General features: G+C 65.3%; 15 protein-coding genes. 10 read left to right on the top strand and 5 right to left on the bottom strand.

All coding sequences use genetic code 11. The annotated features are described in order from the left end of the window. The first annotated feature begins 116 nt into the window (after nucleotides 1-116). From I6F12_RS36055 to I6F12_RS36035, 5 genes are all read left to right on the top strand, one after another. Nucleotides 117-1,373: an aspartate kinase gene (locus tag I6F12_RS36055; protein WP_036014718.1), complete on the top strand. Its 1,257-nt coding sequence runs from the start codon at nucleotides 117-119 to the stop codon at nucleotides 1,371-1,373. A 336-nt stretch (nucleotides 1,374-1,709) separates the two neighbouring features. Continuing rightward, complete coding sequence (gene ptsP / locus I6F12_RS36050; RefSeq protein WP_036014720.1) at nucleotides 1,710-3,977, top strand: phosphoenolpyruvate--protein phosphotransferase; 2,268 nt, start codon at nucleotides 1,710-1,712, stop codon at nucleotides 3,975-3,977. A 59-nt stretch (nucleotides 3,978-4,036) separates the two neighbouring features. Beyond that, the gene (prfA, locus tag I6F12_RS36045) at nucleotides 4,037-5,122 is read left to right on the top strand and encodes a peptide chain release factor 1 (RefSeq protein WP_036014722.1); all 1,086 of its coding nucleotides are present in this window, start codon (nucleotides 4,037-4,039) and stop codon (nucleotides 5,120-5,122) included. A gap of 3 nt (nucleotides 5,123-5,125) precedes the next feature. Further along, nucleotides 5,126-6,007, top strand: coding sequence for a peptide chain release factor N(5)-glutamine methyltransferase (gene prmC, locus I6F12_RS36040; protein WP_225158449.1), 882 nt, complete (start codon nucleotides 5,126-5,128; stop codon nucleotides 6,005-6,007). 461 nt (nucleotides 6,008-6,468) lie between these two features. Continuing rightward, on the top strand, nucleotides 6,469-7,215 hold the full coding sequence (locus tag I6F12_RS36035; protein ID WP_225158448.1) for a DUF4167 domain-containing protein: 747 nt from the start codon (nucleotides 6,469-6,471) through the stop codon (nucleotides 7,213-7,215). A gap of 110 nt (nucleotides 7,216-7,325) precedes the next feature. Here I6F12_RS36035 and I6F12_RS36030 read toward each other — a convergent pair whose 3' ends face one another. Further along, a complete protein-coding gene (locus I6F12_RS36030) occupies nucleotides 7,326-8,072 on the bottom strand; it encodes a methyltransferase domain-containing protein (RefSeq protein WP_036014737.1) in 747 nt (248 codons plus the stop codon). Nucleotides 8,073-8,180: 108 nt separating this feature from the next. Here I6F12_RS36030 and gloB point away from each other — a divergent pair, with 108 nt between their 5' ends. Together gloB and I6F12_RS36020 are read left to right on the top strand one after the other, a co-directional pair. Next, the gene (gene gloB, locus I6F12_RS36025; RefSeq protein WP_036042630.1) at nucleotides 8,181-8,948 is read left to right on the top strand and encodes a hydroxyacylglutathione hydrolase; all 768 of its coding nucleotides are present in this window, start codon (nucleotides 8,181-8,183) and stop codon (nucleotides 8,946-8,948) included. A gap of 37 nt (nucleotides 8,949-8,985) precedes the next feature. Continuing rightward, a complete protein-coding gene (locus tag I6F12_RS36020; protein WP_057030161.1) occupies nucleotides 8,986-9,408 on the top strand; it encodes a cupin domain-containing protein in 423 nt (140 codons plus the stop codon). Nucleotides 9,409-9,419: 11 nt separating this feature from the next. Here I6F12_RS36020 and I6F12_RS36015 read toward each other — a convergent pair whose 3' ends face one another. The 3 genes from I6F12_RS36015 to I6F12_RS36005 all read right to left on the bottom strand — a co-directional run bounded on the left by I6F12_RS36015 (nucleotide 9,420) and on the right by I6F12_RS36005 (nucleotide 12,579). Further along, entirely contained in the window at nucleotides 9,420-10,289 is an 870-nt protein-coding gene (locus tag I6F12_RS36015) for an EamA family transporter (RefSeq protein WP_225158447.1), read from the bottom strand. Between the two features lie 142 nt (nucleotides 10,290-10,431). Continuing rightward, complete coding sequence (gene phbB / locus I6F12_RS36010; protein WP_036014745.1) at nucleotides 10,432-11,157, bottom strand: acetoacetyl-CoA reductase; 726 nt, start codon at nucleotides 11,155-11,157, stop codon at nucleotides 10,432-10,434. A 243-nt stretch (nucleotides 11,158-11,400) separates the two neighbouring features. Next, complete coding sequence (locus I6F12_RS36005) at nucleotides 11,401-12,579, bottom strand: acetyl-CoA C-acetyltransferase (RefSeq protein WP_036026194.1); 1,179 nt, start codon at nucleotides 12,577-12,579, stop codon at nucleotides 11,401-11,403. 312 nt (nucleotides 12,580-12,891) lie between these two features. Between I6F12_RS36005 and phaR the strand changes: the two genes are divergently transcribed. Next, a complete protein-coding gene (gene phaR / locus I6F12_RS36000; protein WP_036014750.1) occupies nucleotides 12,892-13,482 on the top strand; it encodes a polyhydroxyalkanoate synthesis repressor PhaR in 591 nt (196 codons plus the stop codon). 137 nt (nucleotides 13,483-13,619) lie between these two features. After that, complete coding sequence (locus tag I6F12_RS35995) at nucleotides 13,620-14,144, top strand: class I SAM-dependent methyltransferase (protein WP_345944196.1); 525 nt, start codon at nucleotides 13,620-13,622, stop codon at nucleotides 14,142-14,144. Between the two features lie 118 nt (nucleotides 14,145-14,262). Here I6F12_RS35995 and I6F12_RS35990 read toward each other — a convergent pair whose 3' ends face one another. Then, nucleotides 14,263-15,150 carry a branched-chain amino acid aminotransferase gene (locus tag I6F12_RS35990; RefSeq protein ID WP_225137170.1) on the bottom strand — a complete coding sequence of 296 codons (888 nt, stop codon included), beginning with the start codon at nucleotides 15,148-15,150 and terminating at the stop codon, nucleotides 14,263-14,265. A 219-nt stretch (nucleotides 15,151-15,369) separates the two neighbouring features. Here I6F12_RS35990 and I6F12_RS35985 point away from each other — a divergent pair, with 219 nt between their 5' ends. Then, the gene (locus tag I6F12_RS35985) at nucleotides 15,370-16,305 is read left to right on the top strand and encodes an alpha/beta hydrolase (protein WP_225158446.1); all 936 of its coding nucleotides are present in this window, start codon (nucleotides 15,370-15,372) and stop codon (nucleotides 16,303-16,305) included. Nucleotides 16,306-16,307: the final 2 nt, after the last annotated feature.

Below are 16,307 nucleotides of genomic sequence, written 5' to 3'. Positions count from 1 at the left end.
CAGGAACCCGCTTGCCCCCGGCCCCGCCGCTCTGTATACGCGCGGTCGGTGTCCCCGAGGCACCCGTCCAGTGCGGGCCACCATACTGATCCTTATGAAGGAATGCACGCGTCGTCATGAGCCGCCTCGTGATGAAATTCGGCGGCACGTCCGTCGCCAACATCGAACGTATCCGCAACGTCGCACGCCATGTGAAGCGTGAGGTCGATGCCGGCCACGAAGTGGCCGTGGTCGTCTCGGCGATGGCCGGCAAGACCAACGAGCTGGTCGCCTGGTGCACCGAGGCCTCGCCGATGCACGACGCGCGCGAATATGACGCCGTGGTCGCCTCGGGCGAACAGGTGACGTCCGGCCTTCTTGCCATCGTGCTCCAGGGCATGGGCATCCAAGCCCGCTCGTGGCAGGGCTGGCAGATCCCGATCAAGACCAGCGACGCCCATGCCTCGGCCCGGATCGAGGACATCGACGGCAGCGAGATCATCAAGCGCTTCAAGGACCGAAAGGAGGTCGCGGTCATCGCCGGCTTCCAGGGCATCAACCCCGAGACGGGTCGCATCACCACGCTCGGCCGTGGCGGCTCCGACACCTCGGCCGTGGCGATCGCCGCCGCCGTCAAGGCCGACCGCTGCGACATCTACACCGACGTCGACGGCGTCTACACCACCGACCCGCGAATCGTGCCGAAGGCCAAGAGGCTCGACAAGATCGCATTCGAAGACATGCTGGAACTGGCCTCGCAGGGCGCCAAGGTGCTCCAGGTCCGCTCGGTGGAACTCGGCATGGTCCACAACATGCCGATCTTCGTCCGCTCGAGCTTCGATAAGCCCGAGGATATCGACCCGCATGCCAACCAGCCGCCCGGCACGCTGATCTGCAGCGAGGAGGAGATCATGGAAAGCCACGTCGTCACCGGTATCGCCTTCTCCAAGGACGAGGCTCAGATCTCGGTGCGCCAGATCGAGGACAAGCCCGGCGTTGCGGCCTCGATCTTCGGCCCGCTGGCTGATGCCAATATCAACGTCGACATGATCGTGCAGAATGTGTCCGAGGACGGCAAGACCACCGACCTCACCTTCACCGTGCCGGCCGCCGACTTCACCCGCGCCAAGGATACGATTACCGCAGCCAAGGCCAAGATCGGCTATGCGCGGCTCGATACCGCCACCGATGTCGCCAAGATCTCGGTGATCGGCAGCGGCATGCGCAGCCATGCCGGCGTCGCCGCCCAGGCGTTCTCGGCGCTCGCCGGGCGGAACATCAACATTCGGGCCATTACAACCTCCGAGATCAAATTTTCGGTCTTGATCGATACCGCCTATACCGAGCTTGCGGTGCGCACCTTGCATACGCTCTACGGTCTCGATCAGACCTGACGGTCTTTCCGGAAAACCGCTTCGCACTTTTCCGGACAGTGCCAAAAGGCTAATTTTCTCTTAGCGGTCGCAGCAAACGCGAAGGTGTACACACCTTCGCGTTTGGCAGGCGTTTTGCTTGGCAAAACAAGCCTCAATTCGCTATACGGCGGACAGGGTGGGCTGCCGCAGACTGTGTCCCAGTTCAGGCGGCGCTGATTCGGTACGAGCACTCAATCTCCCGTGGATTTGGGCTTGTGCCTGCGCCGGACAAACAATTTGATTGTTTTTCTGGAATTTTGGTCCAGCCGCCGGCCGATATCGCCGGGCCCGGCCGATGGAGGAGATTGACGGTTCATGCGGAGCGCGTCGGGAGGTCCCCGCGTCTTGTTGAGACGGCTCCGCGAGACCATGGCGGAGCAGGTCTCGGCCCAGGAGCGGCTGGACAAGATCGTGGTGCTGATCGCCGCCAACATGGTGGCCGAGGTGTGCTCGGTCTATGTGCTGCGCATCGACAATACGCTCGAGCTCTACGCCACCGAAGGTCTCAACCGCGAGGCGGTGCACCACACCGTGCTCAGCGCCCATGAGGGCCTGGTCGGCCTCGTCGCCAGCGAGGCGACGCCGCTCAATTTGAGCGACGCGCAGAGCCACCCGGCGTTCTCGTTCCGGCCCGAGACCGGCGAAGAAATCTACCATTCCTTCCTCGGCGTGCCGATCCTGCGCGCCGGCAACACGCTCGGCGTGCTGGTGGTGCAGAATCGCGCCAAGCGCAATTATGTCGAGGAGGAGCTCGAGGCGCTCCAGACCACCGCGATGGTGCTGGCCGAGCTGATCGCCTCCGGCGAACTCTCCGCCCTGGCGCAGCCGGGCCAGGAGCCGGCGGCGCGCCATTCGGCGCAGAAAGTCGGTGCCATCCTGTCGGAGGGCATCGCGCTCGGCCATGTCGTGCTGCACGAGCCGCGCGTCGTCATCAAGGACTACATCGCCGAAGACCTGCCGAAGGAGATCAAGCGGCTCGATACTGCGCTCGCCAAGCTGCGTGCCGATCTCGACCGCATGCTGGAGCGCGGCGACGTCGCCGAAGGCGGCGAGCACCGTGAGGTGCTTGAAGCCTATCGCATGTTCGCCAACGACCAGGGCTGGTCGCACAAGCTGCACGAGGCGGTCGCGACCGGCCTCACCGCGGAAGCCGCGGTCGAGCGCGTCCAGTCGGACACCCGCGCGCGCATGCTGCGCTCGACCGACCCCTATTTGCGCGACCGGCTGCACGATCTGGAAGACCTCGGCTACCGCCTGATGCGGCAGCTGGTCGGCCAGGATCATGCGCCCTCGCGCGAGCAGCTGCCCGACAACGCCATCGTCATCGCCCGCGCGATGGGCCCGGCGGCGCTGCTCGACTACGACCGCAAGCGCCTGCGCGGCATCGTGCTGGAGGAAGGCACCGCGAACTCGCACGTCTCGATCGTGGCGCGGGCGCTGGGCATCCCTGCGGTCGGCGAGGTGCCGAACGCGCCTGGAATCGCCGATCCCGGCGACGCCATCATCGTCGACGGCACCTCGGGCTCGATCTATGTGCGCCCGTCGCAGGAGATCGAGGCGGCCTTCGCCGAGCGCGTGCGCTTCCGCGCCCGCCGCCAGGCGCAGTACCTGGCGCTGCGCGACCGGCCCTGCGTCACCAGGGACGGCCAGAAGGTCGAGCTGATGATCAACGCAGGTCTTGCGATCGACCTGCCGCATATCGAGGACACCGGCAGTGCCGGCATCGGCCTGTTCCGCACCGAGCTGCAATTCATGGTCGGTCAGAGCCTGCCGCGCACCAGCGACCAGCTCGCGCTCTATCGCACCGTGCTCGATGCCGCCGGACCTAAGCCCGTCACCTTCCGCACGCTCGATATCGGCGGCGACAAGGCGCTGCCCTATATGGAAGCGGTGATCGAGGAAAACCCCGCGCTCGGCTGGCGCGCGATCCGGCTCGGGCTCGATCGTCCCGGCCTGTTGCGCGGCCAAATCCGCGCGCTGCTGCGCGCCGGCGGCGGCCGCGCGCTGCGCATCATGTTCCCCATGATCTCGGAGGTCGCCGAATTCGACTCGGCCAAGGCGCTGGTCGAGCGCGAGCTCACATACCTCCGCCAGCACGGCCACACGCTGCCTGAACGAATCGACATCGGCACCATGGTCGAGGTGCCCGCCCTGCTCTACCAGCTCGACGAGCTATTGAAGAAGGTCGATTTCATCTCGGTCGGCTCCAACGATCTGTTCCAGTTCCTGTTCGCGGTCGACCGCGGCAACGCCAAGGTCTCCGAGCGCTTCGACACCATGTCGGCGCCGATCATGCGCGCCTTGCGTGACATCGCGCGCAAGGCGCACGCGGCGCAGAAGTCGCTCTCGCTGTGCGGCGAGATGGCCTCCAAGCCGATCGGCGCACTGGCGCTGATTGCGCTGGGCTACCGCTCGCTCTCGCTCTCGGCGACCGCGCTCGGCCCGGTCAAGGCGATGGTGCTCGACCTCGACGCCAAGAAGGCCGAAGCGATGCTGGGCCCTCTGCTGGATGCGCCTGCGGGCAGCGTCTCGATCCGGCAGAAGCTGACGGAATTTGCCGAGGCCGAGGGCCTTGCGTTGTAGCGGGCCTGTCGCCAGCTTCCCGCCGCCCTCGCCTCCTTCCGCACTTTGAGACAGAACCGATGTCGTCACTTCCCGAAGCCAAACTGGACGTCCTGCTCGCGCATCACGCTTCGCTCGAGGCCGAATCGCTCGGACAGCTCGCCTCCGAGCGTTACGTGCAGATCACGCGCGAGCTCGCCGAGCTCACGCCCCTGATCGAGGCGGTGAAGGCCTATCGCGCCGCCGTCAAGGAGCTCGCCGACACCGACGCGTTGATCGCCGATGCCGCCACCGATGCCGAGATGCGCGGCATGGCGGAAGCCGAACGCGACGAGCTCGCGCCGAAAATCGAGGAACTGGTCCAGAAGATCCGCGTCGCGCTCCTGCCCAAGGACGCCATGGACGACCGCAACGTCATGCTGGAAATCCGCGCCGGCACCGGCGGCGACGAGGCTTCGCTGTTCGCCGGCGACCTGTTCCGGATGTACGAGCGCTTCGCCAGCTTGCAGGGCTGGAAGGTCGAGGTGATCTCCGCCAGTGAAGGCACCGTCGGCGGCTACAAGGAAATCATCGCCGAGATCCAGGGCCGCGGCGCATTCTCCAAGCTGAAATTCGAATCCGGCGTGCACCGCGTGCAGCGCGTGCCCGACACCGAGACGCAGGGGCGCATCCACACCTCCGCCGCGACGGTCGCCGTGCTGCCCGAGGTCGAGGACGTCGACGTGGACATCAAGAACGACGACCTGCGCATCGAAACCATGCGCGCAGGGGGCGCCGGTGGCCAGCACGTCAACAAGACGGAATCGGCGATCCGCATCACCCACATCCCGACCGGCATCGTGGTGATGATGCAGGACAGCCGCTCGCAGCACAAGAATCGCGCCTCCGCCATGAACATCCTGCGCTCGCGCATCTATGACGCCGAGCGGCAACGCGTCGAGGCGGCGCGCTCGGCCGAGCGCAAGGAGAAGGTCGGCTCCGGCGACCGCTCCGAGCGCATCCGCACCTACAATTTTCCGCAAGGACGCGTCACCGATCATCGCATCAACCTCACGCTCTACAAGCTGCCGCAGGTGATCGCGGGTGAAGCGCTCGGCGAACTGATCGACGCACTGACGACGGAGCACCAGGCCGCACAGCTCGCTGCGCAAGGCGCGGCGGCCTGAGGCGTGAGCAACCCCTTCACCGGACAATCCATCGAGAGCGCGCGGCGGGCGCTGGCTGCGCAACTGAGATCGGCACGGCTCGACGAAGCCGAGCTCGACGCGCGCATCCTGATCAGTGCGGCACTCGGCCTCGACCTCACCGGCCTGGTCACGCAGGCGGCCCGTCTCCTGACCGCGGCCGAAGCATCGCGGCTCACGCAACATGCACGGCGCCGCATCGCCGGCGAGCCGGTGTCGCGCATTCTCGGGACGCGCGAATTCTGGGGCTTGCCGTTCCGCCTGTCGGAAGCAACCCTGGTGCCGCGCCCCGATACCGAGACCGTGGTCGAGCTTGCGCTCGAGATTCTCCGCGAGCGGCAGGTATCTCACCCGCCGCGGATCGCCGACATCGGCACCGGCTCGGGCGCGATCCTGCTCGCGCTGCTGCACGAAATCCCCGATGCGTTCGGCGTCGGTACCGATCTCAGCCAGAACGCGCTCATAACCGCCAGGGACAATTCCGCGGCGCTGGGACTCGCCGACCGCGCCGCCTTCGTCGCCTGCTCCTACGCCGCGGCGCTCGGTGGCCCGTTCGACCTCATCGTCTCGAATCCGCCCTATATTCCCTCGGCTGAAATTCCGAAATTGAGCATCGAGGTGCGCGAGCACGACCCGCATCTGGCGCTCGACGGCGGCAATGACGGATACGACGCCTATCGCGCCCTGATCCCGCAGGCGAGCGAGCGGCTCGCCCCCGGCGGCGCCCTGGTCGTCGAGGCCGGACAGGGCCAGGCCCAAAATATTGAAACCTTGATGAGGGCCGCCGCGTTATCGCTGGACAGGTCACCCAAGGCCGACTTGGCGGGCATTCCGCGGGCCGTTTCGGCCCGAAAAATGCCCCCATAAAAGCCGGATTGGCCTGCAAAAACCACTTGGAATATCCCGTGGGAACGACTACGTTCCGGTCAACACATCGGTGCCGGCCCCGTAGACCTACGGGCGAAAGCCGGGCTCTCGGGCGAGAGCTTTACTGATTGAAGGTTCCAAGCCGCAGGTCCTGTTGAGCGCGATGGCCAGTGGAGCTGCGCTGCTCTCTCCGACCGCAAGTGAACGAAAGCCTGATATTGCGCTTGAACACTTACGCAAGAAAGCTGGGCTTGTTTCGGCAGGCGAAATGAATGGGTTCGCTGGCAATGGATGCTGGCGGGTGGGGAACGCGTCTTTGTTGAACGCGACGGTCGACGAACATCGGCAGGGTTGGATCCGCTTTTGCGCGGTGCGCGCAAGACATGTGAGCCACTGTCACCAGGTCACTCCTAGCAATCAGTAATGCGTGCAACCTTTAGGGCTGGAATTAAAGGCAGGACATGAGAAACGGTCAGAACAAGCAGCGGATGCGCAACCGCAACAACAATAACAACAACAACCGGCGCGGCCAGAACCCGATGACCCGGGTCTACGAATCCAACGGACCCGACATCAAGATTCGCGGCACTGCTTCGCACATCGCCGAAAAGTATCTCCAGCTTGCACGTGACGCGCGCTCCTCCGGCGATCCCGTTGCAGCCGAGAACTACTACCAGCACGCCGAGCATTATTTCCGCCTGATCGCGGCGGCTCAGGAGCAGTTCCGTCAGAACCAGCAGCCGCGCGGCGATGAGCCCATCGCCAGCAGCGACGAGGGCGAGGACGACGGTGAGAATTTCTCGGCCTTCGGCCAGGAGCCCGGCTTCGTCCCGCAGCCCCAGCCGCAGCCCTTCATGCGCGACCGCGACGGCCAACGCGATCATCACCAGCCGCGCGACAACCAGCCGCCCTATCAGCGCGACAATCAGCAGCCGCGCGAGCACCGCGAACGCGATCACCGTCCGCAGCCGCAATATCAGCCGCAACCCGCCAACCAGCCGCAGCCTGTCATCGCCGATGGCGGCGTCGACCGCCTACCCTCCTTCATCACCGGCGCGCAGCCGCAGGTGAACGGCAATCAGGGCGGCTTCGAGGGCGGCGGTGGCGGCGAGCGCTATCCGCGTCGGCGGCGCCGGCCGCATGGCCCGCGCCCGGAGCGTGAAGCCGCTCCGGTTGCTTCCAGCGACGAAGTCGCCCCCGGCGAGTAAGCTCTTCTGACTTTCCGACTCGAATCGTCCCGGCCTCGCCGGGACGATTTGCTTTTGACGCTGTGCGTTGGCCGGACACAGACCCACCTCTCCGGAAGGGAGAGGTGAAGCTAACTGCGCGTCACCGTCGTCGAGGATGGCACCAGCACGGGCTTGGCGAGCGAGGGAATCAGCCGCGCCCGCTCGCGCTTGGCGGGGATCGCGCGGTAGACCTGCTTGGTCGCCTCCACGATGTGGACGCCGGCAAAAGGCAGTGACAGCGCCGCACCGGCACGTTCCCACATCTGGGCCGATTTCAACACCCAGCCGCCGGCATAGGGCGGCATGAACAGCGCCTCGCCCCAGGCGGTCGGCGTGAACCAGGTCTGGCGCAGCAGCTCGGTGATCTGCGAGCGCGAATAGGGCCGGCCATGGCCGAACGGCGTGCTGTCGGTGCGGGTCCACACCCCACGCCGGTTCGGGATCACGGCGATGACGCGCCCAGAGGGCGACAGCACGCGCCACACCTCGCGCAGCAATGCGGCCGGATCGTCCGACATCTCCAGCGCGTGCACCAGGAGAATGCGGTCGACCGCGGCGTCGGGAAGCGGCAGCGAGAACTCATCCACCAGCGAGGCCAGCGCGGGCCGTCCCGTCGGCCATTTCAGGACACCCTGCGCCGCCGGCATGAAGGCGAGGCAGCGCTCGGCGTCCTCGCGGAACAACCCCAGATAGGGTGTGGGATAGCCGACGCCGAGCACGCGCTGGCCCTCGGCGCTGGGCCAGCGCTCCCTGATGCCGCGATTGATCATTTGCCGCGCCACGATGCCGAGGCGGCGGGAATAGAACTCGCGGAGGTCGACGACGTCGATGGTCATGACCGCAATGTAACATGCGCCAGGGCGCCGCTGCGCGCGGAATATTGCATTGCCTGCGCAACGTTAACGCCATATTTGTCTGGCGGGGCTGAGCGCGATGGAGATGACATGGCCGCCGAAATTCGTACTTTCAACTGTTTAAACGACAATTTCGGTTATCTGATCCACGATGTGGAAACCAAAGCGACGGCCTCGATCGACGCGCCGGAGGCCGGCCCGATCCTCAAGGCCCTGGAGCGCGAGGGCTGGCAGCTCACCGACATCCTGATCACCCATCATCATGGCGATCATGTCGGCGGGGTCGCCGAGCTCAAGCAGAAATACAATTGCCGCGTCGTCGCGCCGCACGACAAGACCACGAAAATCGCCAACGTCGACCAACGCGTCGCCAATGCCGACGTGGTCAAGATCGGCAATCTGCTGGCGCGCGTGGTGGAGACGCCCGGCCACACGCTCGACCACATCTCCTACGTGTTCGACAATGAGAAGACGGTGTTCGCCGCCGACACGCTGTTCTCGATCGGCTGCGGCCGCGTGTTCGAGGGCACCTATCCGATGATGTGGGATTCGCTGCTGAAGCTGCGCGCCCTGCCCGACGACTTCAAGCTCTATTGCGGCCACGAATATACGGCCTCCAACGTCAAGTTCGCGCTCACGATCGAGCCGGACAACGCGGCGCTCCAGGCGCGCGCCGCGGAGGTGACAAAGCTGCGCGCCGAGAACAAGCCGACCATTCCCTCGCTGCTCGGCGAGGAGAAGCGCGCCAACGTGTTCCTGCGCGCCGATGAGCCGGCGGTCGCGGCCAAGCTGCATATGAAGGGCGCGGATCCCGCTGCGGTGTTCGGCGAACTGCGCGAGCGCAAGAATAAATCCTGACGCACAAGTCCTGAAGCACACATCCCGACGAGGATCGATGCCGACCGCAGCCGAGATCATCGCACGCCTCGAGCTCCGCCCGCATCCGGAAGGCGGACATTATCGCGAGACGTTTCGCGACCAGAGCACGGACGCCAACGGGCGTTCGCGCTCGACGCTGATCTACTTCCTGCTCGCGCGCGGCGAGCGTTCGCACTGGCATCGCGTCGATGCGGTGGAGACGTGGCACTATTACGCCGGCAGCCCCTTGACGCTGCGCATCGCCCATGACGGCTGCTCGCAGCACGAGGTGCGGCTCGGCGCCGACCTCGGCGGCGGTGAGCGGCCGCAGGCGATCGTGCCTGCGCTGGCCTGGCAGATGGCGGAAACCACCGGCGAGTGGACGCTGGTCGGCTGCACCGTGGCGCCCGCATTCGAGTTCGCAGGCTTCGAGCTCGCGCCGTCCGGCTGGGAGCCGTAGCTCCGCTCCAATCATCGCTTCCGCAGCACCATGTCCTTGGCCGCGATCAGGCCGCCCCCGGCAATGAGGATCGCAGCAAGGGCGATGTTGGCGCTGGCCTTGGCGAAACCGGCAGCGATGAGGAATCCCGTCGAGAGCAATGGCGTCGCGTAGGAGGCGGCGCCGAGCACACGGATGTCGCCGCGCTTCATGCCGATGTCCCAGGCGTAGAACGCCGCACCGACCGGGCCGATGCCGAGTGCGATGACCGAGAGCCATTGCACCGTGGTCTCCGGCCAGACCGTGGCTTCAAGCAGGCCATGCATCAGCGCGGCCAATATTGCCGTGGCAAGACAGAAGCCCGCGACCGCATCGGTCGGCACCGCTTTCAACCGGCGCGACAGCACCGAATAGGTCGCCCAGACGAACGCCGCGATGAAGGCCGCGATGAGACCCGGCACAGCTCCAGGCGCAAAACCGCTGGTGTTGCCGGCGAACAGCAGCACCGTGCCGACGAGGCCGAGCACGGCGCCGATGATGTGGTGCGCCGCCAGCCGCTCGCCCGGCAGGAAGGACGAGAACAGCACGATCAAGAGCGGCCACAGGTAATTCAGAAGGCCGGCTTCGGCCGGCGGGGCGAAGCGCAGCGCGAGGAAATACAGCCCGTGATAGCCAAACAGGCCGCCGACGCCGACGATCCAGACGGCGAGCGGTTGCCGCAAGCTTCTCGCCGCCTCGCTCCGACCGATCCAGGTGAGCAGGCCGACGACACCGCCGATCGCGAAGGTCATCGCAGCGAGCTGAAACGCCGGGATCTTTCCGGTCGCCACCGTCATTACCGACAGCAGCGACCACATCAGGATCGCGGTCAGACCGATCAGCGTGGCAGTGCGGGGAGTCATTGGCCCAATGTTTCCGTCATGGCCGGGCTTGTCCCGGCCATCCACGTTCTTCCGTGGCGACGGCTGTTGTAAGGCCGTGGATGCCCGGGACAAGCCCGGGCATGACGATGTGGACAATATCAGCCTGCGTGATGCGATCGCATCACACCATGTACTGGCCGCCGTTGACCGAGAGCGTCGAGCCGGTGATGGCGCCGGCTTCATCCGCGGCGAGGAACACGACGGCACGCGCGATCTCTTCGGGCTCGCCGAGACGGCCGATCGGAATCAGCGGCAGGATCGCCTTCTCCAGCACGTCCTTCGGCACTGCCTGCACCATCTCGGTATTGATGTAGCCGGGACAGATCGCATTCACGGTGATGCCGCCCTTGGCGTTCTCCAGCGCCAGGGCCTTGGTGAAACCGATCTCGCCGGCTTTCGCTGCGGAGTAGTTGACCTGTCCGAACTGCCCCTTCTGGCCGTTGATCGAGGAAATGTTGATGATGCGACCGAACTTGCGCCCGCGCATGCCTTCGATCACCTGGCGCGACATGTTGAATAGCGAGCCGAGATTGGTGTTGATGACGGCGTTCCACTGCTCAAGCGTCATCTTGTGGAAGGCACCGTCCTTGGTGATGCCGGCATTGTTGACCAGCACGTCGACCGGGCCGACCTCGGCCTCGACCTTCTTCACGCCCTCGGCGCAGGCCTCGAAACTGCTGACGTCCCACTTGTAAACCGCAATGCCGGTCTCGGCCTTGAATTTCTCCGCGGCAGCGTCGTTGCCGGCATAGCTCGCCGCAACCTTGTAGCCGGCGGCCTTCAGCGCCTTGCTGATCGCAGCACCGATGCCCCGCGTACCACCCGTCACCAATGCAACACGTGCCATGTCGTATTCCTTCCCTCTTCCTTGGACGCTTCGGACTTTTCTGACGTGATCGCTTTTTAGCTACGGATTATGCGGTTGGTTTGACGGACATCAAGAACAAAACGCCCGGCATCGAGCCGGGCGTTTTTCTTTAGTCGAGGCTTGTCGGGTTGCGAAGAATATTTGATTTGCAACCGCTGCCTTTTTAGTCGCGTGCAACGCACGCGCTGACGTGTGCGGCGCACCCGTCAGCTGCGCGTAAGATCAGTCGCGCGCCACACACATGGCGATGCCCATGCCGCCGCCGATGCACAGCGTGGCCAAGCCCTTCTTCGAATCGCGCTTCTGCATTTCGTGCAGCAGCGTCACCAGCACGCGTGCGCCGGACGCGCCGACCGGATGGCCGATCGCGATCGCACCGCCGTTGACGTTGACCTTGGAGGTATCCCAGCCGAGGTCCTTGTTGACCGCGCAGGCCTGTGCCGCGAAGGCTTCGTTGGCCTCGATCAAATCGAGATCGCCGACGCTCCAGCCGGCCTTCTTCAGCGCGGCGCGCGAGGCCGGGATCGGGCCCGAGCCCATGATCTTCGGATCGACGCCGGCCTGCGCCCAGGACACGATCCGCGCCAGCGGCTTCTTGCCTTCCTTGGCGGCCTGCTTGGCGGTCATCAGCACCACGGCGGCAGCGCCGTCGTTGATGCCCGAGGCCGAGCCCGCGGTCACCGTGCCATCCTTCTCGAAGGCGGGCTTGAGCTTGGCCATCGCGTCGAGCGTGGCGCCATGGCGCGGATATTCGTCGGCGCTGACGACGACGTCGCCCTTGCGGGTCTTGATGGTGACGGGGACGATCTCGTCGTTGAACTTGCCGGCCTTCTGCGCCGCCTCGGCCTTCTGCTGCGAGGCCACGGCGAACTCGTCCTGCTGGGCACGGGTGATCTGCCATTGCCGCGCGACGTTCTCGGCGGTGTTGCCCATGTGGTAGCCGTTGAAGGCATCCCACAGGCCGTCCTTGATCATGGTGTCGACCAGCTCCAGGCCGCCCATCTTCACGCCGCCGCGCAGATGCTGGGCGTGCGGGGCCATGCTCATCGATTCCTGCCCGCCGGCGACCACGATCTCGGAATCGCCGTTGAGCAGCGCCTGGTAGCCGAGCGCAACCGTGCGCAGGCCCGAGCCGCACAGCTGATTGACGCCCCAAGCCGGGCTCTCCACCGGAATGCCGGCGCCGATCGACGCCTGGCGGGCCGGGTTCTGGCCTTGGGCGGCGGTCAGGATCTGACCCATGATCACTTCGGAGACCCGGCCGGGCTCGATGCCGGCGCGCTCCAGCGCGGCCTTGATGGCAACGGCGCCGAGGTCATGGGCGGGAAGGGTCGCGAACGCTCCGTTGAAGCTTCCGACCGGGGTGCGGGCGGCGCTGACGATGACGACATCGTCTGACATGGGCATCTCCTGGGGCTTGAGGTTCTTGTGAAGGGGGCAGGCGGGCTGGAAAGCGATCGCCAGTCTCGTCAGCCATCCTGTTAACGTCGTTGAGGCATGTCAATCGGCCGGGGCCCGAATTCATACCGCAGCGCATTCAAAATAGCGTTCTTGGCGTTTTCGCAAGCAGGATTTTGCTCTGCAATTAACCGTGCCGCACAAAACGGTAGCGTGAGCCCTTTGAAAATGCTTATTTTGTTGCGTTGCGTACTCTTCCCGCCCTGCGGCATTGCCCGACAGGTTCCCGTTCTCCGCGTTTGCAAGTGAGAGCCCATGGCGAAATCAGACCAACCCACCACAATCAAGAAATACGCGAACCGCCGGCTCTATAACACCGGAACGAGCACCTATGTGACGCTCGAAGACCTCGCCGCGATGGTCAAGGACGGCGAAGACTTCCTGGTCTATGACGCCAAGACCGGCGACGACATCACCCGCTCCGTGCTCGCCCAGATCATCTTCGAGCAGGAGAACAAGGCCGGCCAGAACCTGTTGCCGACCACCTTCCTTCGCCAGCTGATCCGCTTCTATGGCGACAGCATGCAGATGGTGGTGCCGAAATATCTGGAGCAGTCGATCGCAACCCTGACCCAGGAGCAGGAGAAGTTCCGCAAGCAGATCGCCAATACGCTGTCCGGCACTCCTTTTGCTCCGTTGGAAGAGCAAGTCCGCCGCAACATGGAGCTGTTCCAGCAGACCTTCTCGATGTTCAAGCCGTTCGCTGCGCCCCGTCCGGCGGCCAGCCCCGAGCCGGAGCCCGATGCGAATGCCGAGGCGCCGAAGGACAGCAACATCGACGAGCTGCGCCAGCAGATGAAGGAAATGCAGGAGCGCCTCGAGCGGATGTCGAAGAAGGACGAATAGTCTTTCGTTCGCGCCGGCCCCTGTACGCGGGAGGGCGAGCCACGTCTGACCGAAGTAACCATTGGGACCATGTCTACGCCACCAAGGGCGAGGCCGAGGTCAGCTGGTATCAGGATAGCCCCGCGATCTCGCTCGCGATGATTCGCGCAGCCGGCTCCGATCGCGACACGACCATCATCGATGTCGGCGGCGGCGCATCGCGCCTGGTCGATGCGCTGTTGCAGGACGGCTATCGCGACATCGCCGTGCTGGATCTTTCTGCCAATGCGCTCGCGGCGGCGAAGAAGCGCATCGGTCCGGCCGCTTCGACGGTCGACTGGATCGTTGCCGATGCCACGACGTGGCGTCCGACCAGGACCTACGATGTCTGGCACGATCGCGCAGCGTTTCACTTCCTGACTGACCCGCGCGACAGGGTCGCTTACGTGGAGCGCCTGCGGTCGGCGGTCAGACCTGGCGGCCACGTCATCATTGCGACGTTTGCACCCGACGGTCCCGAGAAATGCAGCGGCCTGCCGGTGCAGCGCCATGACAGCGCCAGCCTTGCAGCGGAGCTCGGGCCGGAATTTGAACTGATCGAGACGCGCAGCGAGACGCACCACACGCCGTGGGATTCGACGCAGGCGTTTCAGTTCAGCCGGTTTCGGCGGCGCGGCTCGTGAGCGGCGCCCGCACGATCCACAAACTCGTCATTGCGAGCGCAGCGAAGCAATCCAGACTGCCGCCGCGGAAAGACTCTGGATTGCTTCGCTGCGCTCGCAATGACGGAGAGACTGGCTCCTACGCCGCCATCTTCACGGCATGCGCAAAGTCCCAGTAGAGCTTGCGCGCCTTGGCGTAGAACGGGCCCGGCTTCAGCTCGCGCTCGTCGATGCGGATCACGGGCGCGACCTTGGCGAAATTGCCGGTCGAAAAGATCTCGTCGGCGGTCAGGAAATCGGCGTAGCGCAGCGTCTTCTCGACCACGGTGACGCCGTCGGCGCGAAGCAGGCTGATGACGCGCTGGCGCGTGATGCCGTTGAGGAAGGTGCCGTTCGGCACCGGCGTGAACACCACGCCGTCCCTGGCCATGAACACGTTGGAATTGCCGAACTCGGCGACGTTGCCGAGCATGTCGAGCATCAGCGCGTTCTGGAAGCCGCGCGACGCAGCTTCGGCGAGTGCGCGCGAATTGTTCGGGTAGAGGCAGGCGGCCTTGGCTTCGACCGGCGCGCATTCGGCCGTCGGCCTACGAAACGGCGACAAGGTGATCGCGTTGCCGACGGGCTTTGGCATCGGCGCTTCGTAGATGCACAGGCACCAATTGGTGGTCTCGGGGTCGAACAGCACGCCGCCGCCGCTTCCGTTCTGCGCCCAGTACATCGGACGGATATAGAGCTCGGCATTTCCGGCAAAGCGCGCGATGCCTTCGTTCGCGAGCGACAGCCAAGTGTCGGTATCGACCACCGGCTTCAGGCCGAAACTGATCGCGGATTGATTGGCGCGGGCGACGTGACGATCGAGATCCGGTGCGACGCCCTCGAAAGCGCGAGCGCCGTCGAACACGATCGAGCCGAGCCAGGCCGCATGCGTGCGCGGCCCCATGATCGGCACGTTGCCCTCGTGCCATTTGCCCTCGAAGAAGGTCCAGCTCGGCGAGTAGTCGATGGGCTTCTTGATCTCGGCCATGACCGGCCTCCTTTTCGAACGATCCGGCACTATTGTCCCAATTTCTAAACGATTTGCTGCGGGGAAATGGTGAGTTACCCTCTCCCCTTGTGGGAGAGGGTGGCTCGCCGCGTAGCGGCGAGACGGGTGAGGGGTATCCATCCGCGAACTCACCTGCGGAGAAAACCCCTCATCCGGCGCTGCGCGCCACCTTCTCCACAAGGGGAGAAGGAAGAATCCATGCCGCTGGATCCGCTCGCGAAGCGTTTGTTGACCATGATGGCTGCGGCTGCGCCGCAGGCGCGGAGCCGGCCGAGTGTGGAGGTGCGGCGGCAATCGCTGGCAAAGCTGATGCAGTTCGCCCGGGCCGAGGCGCCGGATGTGACGATATCCGACGGCAAGCTGCCCGGTCCCGGCGGCGAGCTGCCCTATCGCCTCTACACGCCGGCAGATACTGAAGCGCCCGCACCGGGCTTCGTGTTCTTTCATGGCGGCGGGCTCGTCGCCGGCAGCATTGCGACGCACGAGCGCATCGCGGCCGCGTTGGCGCATGCCACCGGCTGCCGCCTCGTGTCGGTCGACTACCGGCTCGCGCCGGAGCACCGATTCCCCGCTGCGGTCGAAGATGCGATCGCCGCCACCGAATGGGTGGCGCGCGAGGCCGCATCGCTCGGCATCGACGCCAATCGCCTGGTGATCGGCGGCGATTCCGCCGGCGCCACACTCGCAGCCATCGTGTGCCAGGAGGCGGCGCAGACCGCCGGCCTCTCCATCGCCGCGCAGTGCCTGATCTGCCCGGTGCTGGATTTCGAGGAGACCTCGCCTTCGCGCGAGGCCTTTGCCGAGGGCCATCTGATCGATCGCGTCACGATCGAAGCCGATCTTTCCGATTATCTGCCCGATGGCATCGATCCTGCCGATCCCCGCGTCTCTCCGTTGCGCGCGACGCGCCTCACGGGCCTGCCGACCGCGATCATCCACACCGCCGAGTACGACCCGATGCGTGACGAGGGCAATGCCTATGCCCGCAAGCTGCTCGCCGCGGGGGTCGCGGTCGAGCATGTCTGCCACGATGGCATGGTTCACAATTTCCACGCCATGGGCGCAATCCTGCCGCAGGCACAGCTCGTGCTGTCGCAAATCGGCGAACAGGTGCGGCGCGCGGTGAAGACCTGACA

The sequence above is a fragment of the Bradyrhizobium sp. IC4059 genome, from assembly GCF_020193615.1.
Lineage (GTDB): Bacteria > Pseudomonadota > Alphaproteobacteria > Rhizobiales > Xanthobacteraceae > Bradyrhizobium > Bradyrhizobium yuanmingense.
The sequence above is the reverse complement of the archived record's forward strand: the minus strand, read 5'-3'. Positions and strand labels throughout refer to the sequence as shown.

Excerpts from the sequence above, each read along its gene's own strand:
- I6F12_RS35995 (WP_345944196.1), top strand. The coding sequence starts at position 13,620 with ATGATTCGCGCAGCCGGCTCCGATCGCGACACGACCATCATCGATGTC.
- I6F12_RS35990 (WP_225137170.1), bottom strand. The coding sequence starts at position 15,150 with ATGGCCGAGATCAAGAAGCCCATCGACTACTCGCCGAGCTGGACCTTC.
- I6F12_RS36055 (WP_036014718.1), top strand. The coding sequence starts at position 117 with ATGAGCCGCCTCGTGATGAAATTCGGCGGCACGTCCGTCGCCAACATC.
- phaR (WP_036014750.1), top strand. The coding sequence starts at position 12,892 with ATGGCGAAATCAGACCAACCCACCACAATCAAGAAATACGCGAACCGC.
- ptsP (WP_036014720.1), top strand. The coding sequence starts at position 1,710 with ATGCGGAGCGCGTCGGGAGGTCCCCGCGTCTTGTTGAGACGGCTCCGC.
- I6F12_RS36030 (WP_036014737.1), bottom strand. The coding sequence starts at position 8,072 with ATGACCATCGACGTCGTCGACCTCCGCGAGTTCTATTCCCGCCGCCTC.
- gloB (WP_036042630.1), top strand. The coding sequence starts at position 8,181 with ATGGCCGCCGAAATTCGTACTTTCAACTGTTTAAACGACAATTTCGGT.
- I6F12_RS36015 (WP_225158447.1), bottom strand. The coding sequence starts at position 10,289 with ATGACTCCCCGCACTGCCACGCTGATCGGTCTGACCGCGATCCTGATG.
- I6F12_RS36005 (WP_036026194.1), bottom strand. The coding sequence starts at position 12,579 with ATGTCAGACGATGTCGTCATCGTCAGCGCCGCCCGCACCCCGGTCGGA.
- I6F12_RS35985 (WP_225158446.1), top strand. The coding sequence starts at position 15,370 with ATGCCGCTGGATCCGCTCGCGAAGCGTTTGTTGACCATGATGGCTGCG.
- phbB (WP_036014745.1), bottom strand. The coding sequence starts at position 11,157 with ATGGCACGTGTTGCATTGGTGACGGGTGGTACGCGGGGCATCGGTGCT.
- I6F12_RS36035 (WP_225158448.1), top strand. The coding sequence starts at position 6,469 with ATGAGAAACGGTCAGAACAAGCAGCGGATGCGCAACCGCAACAACAAT.
- I6F12_RS36020 (WP_057030161.1), top strand. The coding sequence starts at position 8,986 with ATGCCGACCGCAGCCGAGATCATCGCACGCCTCGAGCTCCGCCCGCAT.
- prfA (WP_036014722.1), top strand. The coding sequence starts at position 4,037 with ATGTCGTCACTTCCCGAAGCCAAACTGGACGTCCTGCTCGCGCATCAC.